The sequence below is a fragment of the Streptomyces sp. NPDC001443 genome, from assembly GCF_053597355.1.
Map to the genome: position 1 here is coordinate 81,467 of NZ_JBSFIA010000042.1, position 6,725 is coordinate 88,191.

Consider the following 6,725-nt stretch of genomic DNA (forward strand, 5'->3'; position numbering starts at 1 on the left):
CCAGGCCCTGACCACGTGAGACGTCCGAGCACGCCCGCAGGATCAATTGCGGGACGGCCCTCGGAGGAGAAGCGCGGCTCGGGGCCGACGGCGCGCCCTCTGCGCTCAGGATCGGGCCACCCCGTGGTGTGCCGGGGCCATGTGGTCGGTGAACCAGTCACGGGCGAGCTGGGTGACCTGCTCCAGGGTGCCGGGTTCCTCGAAGAGGTGGGTGGCGCCGGGGACGACCGCGAGTTCGTTCTCGCACCGCAGCCGGGCCTGTGCATCGCGGTTGAGACCGAGCACGAGTCGGTCGTCGCCGCCGACGATCAGAAGGGCGGGGGCGGTCACGGCCGGCAGTCGTGGTCCGGCGAGATCGGGCCGGCCGCCACGGGAGACGACCGCGGCGATCCGCGCGCCGGGCTCGGCGGCGGCCCAGAGCGCGGCGGCCGCGCCGGTGCTGGCACCGAAGTAGCCGACGGCCAGCCCCTGGGCCTCGGGCTGCTCGCGCAGCCAGCCGGTGGCGTCCGTGAGCCGTCGGGCGAGGAGCTCCGTGTCGAAGACATTGGCCCGGTCCGTCTCCTCTTCCTCGGTGAGGAGATCGAACAGCAGGGTGCCCAGCCCGGCCCGGTTCAAGCCGGCCGCGACGAACCGGTTGCGCGGGCTGCTCCGGCTGCTACCGCTGCCGTGCGCGAACACCACGATCCCGAGCGCGCCCCCGGGTACCGTCAGCCGGCCCCGCAGCACCAGCGGACCCGCGCGTACATTCGCCTCCCGGTCCTCGGACGCGGCCTGCCCGGGCGGAGCCCGGCGGGCGCCCACCGGGCGGGCGAGCGCTTCCCTCAGGCAGGCGACGACCTCGTCGTCGTCGGTCTGGGAGAAGTCGGCGTAGAACTGCCCGATCGCGTAGAAGCTCCACGGAGTGTGCGGGCACACCAGCTCGTCGGCGTCCGCACCCAGGCGCGCGGCCCAGTCGTGCGGGGCCACGGGAACCGCCAGCACGACCCGCGCCGCCCCCTGAGCGCGGGCGATCTGACAGGCCGCACGCGCCGTCGAGCCGGTGGCGACCCCGTCGTCGACGACCAGTACCGTACGACCCGCCAGGACTGCCGGCCCCCGTCCACCCCGGTAGCGCTGCGAGCGGCTTTCGAGTACTTCCCGCTCGCGGGCCTCGACCGCGGCCAGGTCGCGCGCAGTGACACGCGCTGTGCGCACCACCTCGTCGTTGATCACGCGGACGCCGCTTTCGCCGATGGCCCCCATGCCCAGCTCCGGCTGGAACGGCACGCCCAGTTTGCGCACCAGACAGACGTCCAGCGGCGCGTCCAACGCCTTCGCGACCTCCGCGGCGACCGGGACACCTCCGCGAGGCAGCCCCAGCACCACGACATCGGCACCCTTGAGATGCTGCAGCAGGGGAGCCAGCCGTCGGCCGGCATCCCGACGATTCAGGAACAACACGATCCGGCCTCCTCGCCCCAGGGGAACACGGCGGACAATGCCGTGCGGATGCGCCCCGTACTTCCATCCTCACTCCAGCGGACAACGAATGGGCACCACTGTGTGAGGCGATCCTGGTTCCGGGGTGTGCCATCACGGGGCCGGCCTCGAGCAACTTTTGTTCCGCTACCCGGGACTGGACGCCGTCGCCGACTGCGTGCGGCGCCTTCGCCCGGACGATGGCGAGAGCCGCGGCGACGACACATGGGAGGCAACGGCCCGTAGCTCTCCGTCGGGGAAGCGCACGGCCTTGTGCTCCACCAGCACAGTACCCAGTGCTTTCACCACGGCCGACGGCCCGTCGCCGTGGTGCGCAAGACCCTCGGGTCGGGCCGAAGCTTCGGGCAGTAACCCTATGAGCAGCCGGCAGCCGGCAGTCGGCCATGACACGAACGCTCATCGTGACTCCTGCAGACCGGACGGGCCGGCCGGGATCGGCCGGCGCGGATGTGGTCGACCACCAGCGAACCGTCCCCTGCGACGGATCTCCCGGCTTCCATGCTTCAAGGCCTCCCGGGACCCGACACAGGCCACGGGCGCGTCGCATTCGACGCACACGTGCCGAGCGGTCCCTGTCCGAGGTCCACGTCATGGGTGCTGCCCGCTGTGCACAGGCCGTAGCGTGAGCGTGCCGTCGGGCCCGCCGTCGACGCGGGTGCCGAAGGCTCGGCTGTGCCTGTCGAGGACGGCGCGCAACCACTCGGTGTCCTCGGACGGGGCATGCTCCAGGCGCATCCTGCGCGCCCGCAGAGGCACCATCCGCGCGTCGACCAGCCGGCCGGTGTCCGCCTCCACCGACACCAGGTACAGCACCCGCAGGTCGTCCCGGTAGCTCTCGTAGCCGCCGATCCCCTCGTAGTCGTCGACGAGGTCGCCGCAGCCGTACAGGATGAGCCTGTCCCGGTACACCTCCAGCGGGCGCGGGTGGTGCGAGGAATGTCCGTGGAAGACGTCCACGCCCGCGTCGAGGAGCGCGTGGGCGAAGCGGACCTGGAAGCGCGAGACGCCGTAACCCCAGTTGGAACCCCAGTGGACCGAGGCGATCGCGATGTCCCCCGGCCGCCTGACCTGCCGCAGACGGTCGGCGAACACGGAGGCGGCGGCATGCGAAGGCTCCGCGATGACGTCGACACCGGGCCGCTGCACGGTGGCGGCCCAGTCCTTCGGGATCCCGCTGGACGGCATTCCGAAGGAGAAGACCAGCACCCGCCCGTCGGCGCCCACGGGTACGATCGCCGGCTGTTTCGCCCCTACCTCGTCCGGGCCCGCCCCCGCCGTCCGCAGTCCCGACTCCGCCAGGGCGTCGAGCGTCTCGTGGAGGCCGCGTGGGCCGAAGTCGAGCACGTGGTTGTTGGCGAGTGCGCAGACGTCCGGCCGGGCTGCGGCCAGGCACGGCAGGTTGGCCGGGCTCATCCGGTAGTGGACGTCCTTGCCGGGCGCGAAGTCCCCGTCACCGGTGACGGCCGTCTCCAGATTGACCACCCGCACGTCCGGCGCCGCCTCGTCCAGGACCGCCAGTGCCTCGCCCCACGGCCAGCGGAAGTCGACCGGCCGGGGGATCGGCCCGTTCGCCGCCTCCGCCAGATCGACGTAAGCGCGGGCGTCGCGGATGTACTCCTCCCGCAGCGCCGGGTCACCGGGGAACGGAAGGATCTGATCGACACCCCGGCCGAGCATCACGTCCCCGCCGAGGAACAGCGTGACCACGCCCTCGTACACCCCCCAACGCTAAAGCCGAAGCGAGCGATGCGCCAAGGACCCGCAAGACGAGGGCGCCATGCGGCTACACGTGTGTGGTGGGCGGGAGCCATGTGGTTGGTTGCCCGGCTCCGCGTCCGCCCACGGGGCGACGGCAGCTTGGGTACCGGCGCCGAAGGGCCGGATGGCGGGCCCGTCGGTGTCGGCCTGCGCCCGTACCGGCCGGTGCTGTGTCGGGTGCGCCGGGCAGCCACGACGTCCGCCTCCGACAACGGGGTTTGACCAACGCCTTGCATGCCGAGCTCGCCGGCCAGTCGACGCTGGTCGTCGGCGCGCACTTCGCCTATGTCGACACCGCGATGACCGAGGGCCTCGACGTTCCCAAGTCCAGCCCCGGTGACATCGCCGAGCGGATCCTGGACGCCCTCGAGGACGATGCCCGCGGGTCTTTGCCGACCGGCTCGCCGTCGACATGCACGCCGTGGGTGCGGGAGCCTTCACCACCCCCTACCCCATGGACGCGGCGCGTGCCGTGCTGACCATGCGTCAGGGCGTCGTCAAGTGATACCGGACCGACGGTCCGTTGCCCCCGTCGAGCCTGGCCGACCGCTACGTGACGATCGCCCTCTCCGCAGTCGGCCACCGAACCCGCCGTCGAGGGTCGCACGACGGATTCGTCGGTCGGCCGTGTGGATCGACTCCACGCTGCCGGGGGATCGATGGGCAGTCACACCGCGCGTCAGGTGCTGCTTCCTTGATCGGGAGTTACGCGATCTTGCGGCCCCGCACCGCGTCAACGGCTCGGCGCGGGGCCGAAACGGCATACCGTCATGGCCGGGTGAAGAATCTCTCGAGGGTGTCGATGAACTCCTGCGGCTTGTCGAGATGGGTGACGTGGCCGGCGTCGACTCGCTCGTAGGTTCCGTGGGTCAGGTACGACATCGCCTTGTCGGCGTCGTCCTGGTCCATCGCGCCGTAGAGGATGTCGCCGTCCACCCAGGAGCAGTCGGCGTGCATCAACATCGTGGGCACCGGAATCTTCGCCAGTGTGGCGGCGTGATCGAAGCCCGCGTTCCAGCTTCCGTCGTGGAATGCCGCCCCGAAGCGGGGATCGTACTGATGGTCCATACCGCGCAGGAAGAGTCGGATCGTGTCGTCGGGGACGATGGCGAGTTCGACCGGTGTCCCGGGGTTGACCAGGCGCTGGGCCTTGATCGCCTCGGTGAGCACGAGGACCGCCCCCTCGCCGATGTTCTGGGTGATGAACTCCTCGTTGTCGGAGATCCAGAACAGCAGGAAGTCCTCGACGAGCTGCTCCACGGCCTTGGCGCTGGAGGCGAAGTCGCGGTAGGCGATGGTCTTCATGATCCGCGGGTACTCCGAGGCGAACAGCGGCGGGTCCTCCAGGATCGCGGCCGTGACCAGGTCGGGCCGGTTGGCCGCGAGCCATGCCGTCAGCAGGCCTTTGGAGGAGTTGCCGGTGATGTACGCGGGCCGGCCCACCACGGACTCGACTACTGCTGGATTCCTCAAAGGAAGTACACATAGCGGCGGCGTAAACGCCTGGTGGGCGGTGCGGGTCTGCTCCAGATCCAGGGTCGGGCGCGGGCGTTGAGCTGGGCTGTGGCCACTTCGGTGGCGTGGGTGATGTGGCCCGGGTCGCCGAAGGAGCGTCCGGCCAGGGCGGTCTTGCGGAAGATACGCCACCAGCCCTCTTGGAGGTTGAGCCAGCAGGCGCCGACCGGGATGAACACATGCTGGATGCGGGGATGATCCTCGAGCCGGATCCGGGTGGACACGCTGTTATGGGAGGACAGATTGCCGGTGATCACGTAGATGTCCCCGACGGGGTTGGCGTCCTCGACCAGCTGAAGGAACTGCTGGTAGAAGGCGCTGTTACGGGAGGTGGCCGTCATCGTGAGCTCCTGGCCGTCCCGGACGCGTAAGGCGCCGTAGACCCAGGTCTTCTCCGGCCCGCGGGAGTAGTCGAGCTCGTTCTTGATGCGGTGTCCGTCCGGTGACCAGCCCGGTGCCGGCGGGAAGGCGCGTGGGATCACCGGGCCGAGCTCGTCGGCGCAGACCACCGTCGAGCCGTCGGGCGGGCTGGTGTAGAGCTCGACGATCCGCGTCCTTTTCCCTCGAAGTCCACATCTCTCGAGCGCGTCCACGAGCGCGTGCGCCGCCAGCGCACCCCCTCGGCCAGCAGGATCCGGCGCACCTGGGAGCGGCTGACCTCGATGCCCAGGTCCCGGGCCGCGGCGGCCAGCGCGTCCAAAGTCCACTCCGAGGGCCCTGACTCGTCCGCGGCCCACATCTCGTTCGACGGCTGCACCTCCAACCGACCCGGCGGCGTCAGTCTGACCAGGCCGACGATCTTCGAGCGTTCGGCCTCGGTGATCCTTCGCTTGCGTCCCTGCCCGCCCAGATCCTCCAGCCCTTCCAGCCCGCAGCGATTGAAGCGGTGCAGCCAGCAGCGGACCGTCTTCTGACTGCAGTCCAGCTCCACCGCGATCGCAGGCACCCGCAGCCCCGACCAGCTCAACTCGATCATCCGGGCCCGCATCACCGCATCCCGCGGAGCCTTCCGCGCCCGCGCCAGGCGGCCAACGACAGCCCGCTCGTCCTCGTCACGTCCCGGCCGTGCCCATAAAACCATCGCCCAGCACCCGCCCCCGAGCACCCCCAACTACCCCGCCACCAGGATATATACCCAGCCAAAGAGGAATCCAGCAGTAGAAGTCTTCCCGGAAGTGTGACGTGAAGTCGACTGCCTCGCGCCAGGCATCGTGATGCACCAGACTCACCCTTGCGGCCTTCATCTGAGTGCGGTTCGGTGACGGAACGCATGCTCGTGCGGGGGCCGTCCGCCTGTCCGGCAAAGGCCCAGGTGAGTGACGGTGTCCTAACTGATGTTCGAGGTCAGCGGTCACAAGCTGAGAGATGAAGACCAGGCTGGACTGACACAGCCCACTACGGACGAGCGGCTGCCGCTGAGATTCCGGCTTCCCGCAGCTTGCAGGCGAGGAGTTCCATCTCGGGAAGGGTTCCCGAGAACTCCCCGGCCAGCACGCGGCCCAGTGCAGTCCTGGCCTCGGCCAGGTCAAGGCCGAGTTCAGCCCGCAGCACCCGCATGATTGAGATGCGCTTCCCTCGTGGGGAAGTCACCCGCAACCTCGCCGCTCCGTGCTCGGAGAGCATCTGTTCCCGCAGGTCAACTGGCAGTACGTCACCACACACGGCCACCGCGAACCCACAAGCTGAGCAGGCGGCCTCCACGTCCCACCGCGGGGATCCGCCCACCACGGCCTGGACGCCGCAGCACTCCAGTCGGGCACCGCAGTCCTGACACACCTCCGAGTACTTGATGGACTCCAACACTGCCTGCTCCATCCCCACCTCCAACAGGGCGAGGTTAAACGACAAGCTGAGTGCCTGTTCCTGAGGCCGACATGAGGGACTGTAAAACGAGCGGTGTAACTCCCGATCATGGAAGATGCATCGATGACCAGCGACAACATGACCGAGGCTGAGCCCGTCGAGCCGTCTGA

At 69.5% G+C, this 6,725-nt stretch carries 7 protein-coding genes; 1 reads left to right on the forward strand and 6 read right to left on the reverse strand.

The features are described 5' to 3' along the window. Positions 1–105: 105 nt before the first annotated feature. Positions 106–1,440 (reverse strand): phosphoribosyltransferase family protein, encoded by a 1,335-nt coding sequence (locus tag ACWC24_RS33840; RefSeq protein ID WP_450666727.1) that lies wholly within the window; start codon positions 1,438–1,440, stop codon positions 106–108. A 627-nt stretch (positions 1,441–2,067) separates the two neighbouring features. Next, positions 2,068–3,198, reverse strand: a complete 1,131-nt coding sequence (locus tag ACWC24_RS33845; protein WP_450666728.1) for a CapA family protein — start codon at positions 3,196–3,198, stop codon at positions 2,068–2,070. A gap of 257 nt (positions 3,199–3,455) precedes the next feature. Here ACWC24_RS33845 and ACWC24_RS33850 point away from each other — a divergent pair, with 257 nt between their 5' ends. Then, positions 3,456–3,716: a hypothetical protein gene (locus tag ACWC24_RS33850; protein ID WP_450666729.1), complete on the forward strand. Its 261-nt coding sequence runs from the start codon at positions 3,456–3,458 to the stop codon at positions 3,714–3,716. Positions 3,717–4,005: 289 nt separating this feature from the next. On the opposite strand, the gene ACWC24_RS33855 is transcribed toward ACWC24_RS33850, so the two are convergent. The 4 genes from ACWC24_RS33855 to ACWC24_RS33870 all read right to left on the reverse strand — a co-directional run. Then, positions 4,006–4,710, reverse strand: coding sequence for a hypothetical protein (locus ACWC24_RS33855; protein ID WP_450666730.1), 705 nt, complete (start codon positions 4,708–4,710; stop codon positions 4,006–4,008). Next, entirely contained in the window at positions 4,707–5,234 is a 528-nt protein-coding gene (locus ACWC24_RS33860; protein ID WP_450666731.1) for a transposase, read from the reverse strand. The genes ACWC24_RS33855 and ACWC24_RS33860 overlap by 4 nt, the downstream gene beginning before the upstream one ends. Continuing rightward, the gene (locus ACWC24_RS33865) at positions 5,231–5,833 is read right to left on the reverse strand and encodes a helix-turn-helix domain-containing protein (protein WP_450666736.1); all 603 of its coding nucleotides are present in this window, start codon (positions 5,831–5,833) and stop codon (positions 5,231–5,233) included. The genes ACWC24_RS33860 and ACWC24_RS33865 overlap by 4 nt, the downstream gene beginning before the upstream one ends. Before the next feature lie 314 nt (positions 5,834–6,147). Further along, positions 6,148–6,725: hypothetical protein (locus ACWC24_RS33870; RefSeq protein ID WP_450666732.1), on the reverse strand; the 578-nt coding region annotated here is incomplete at its 5' end.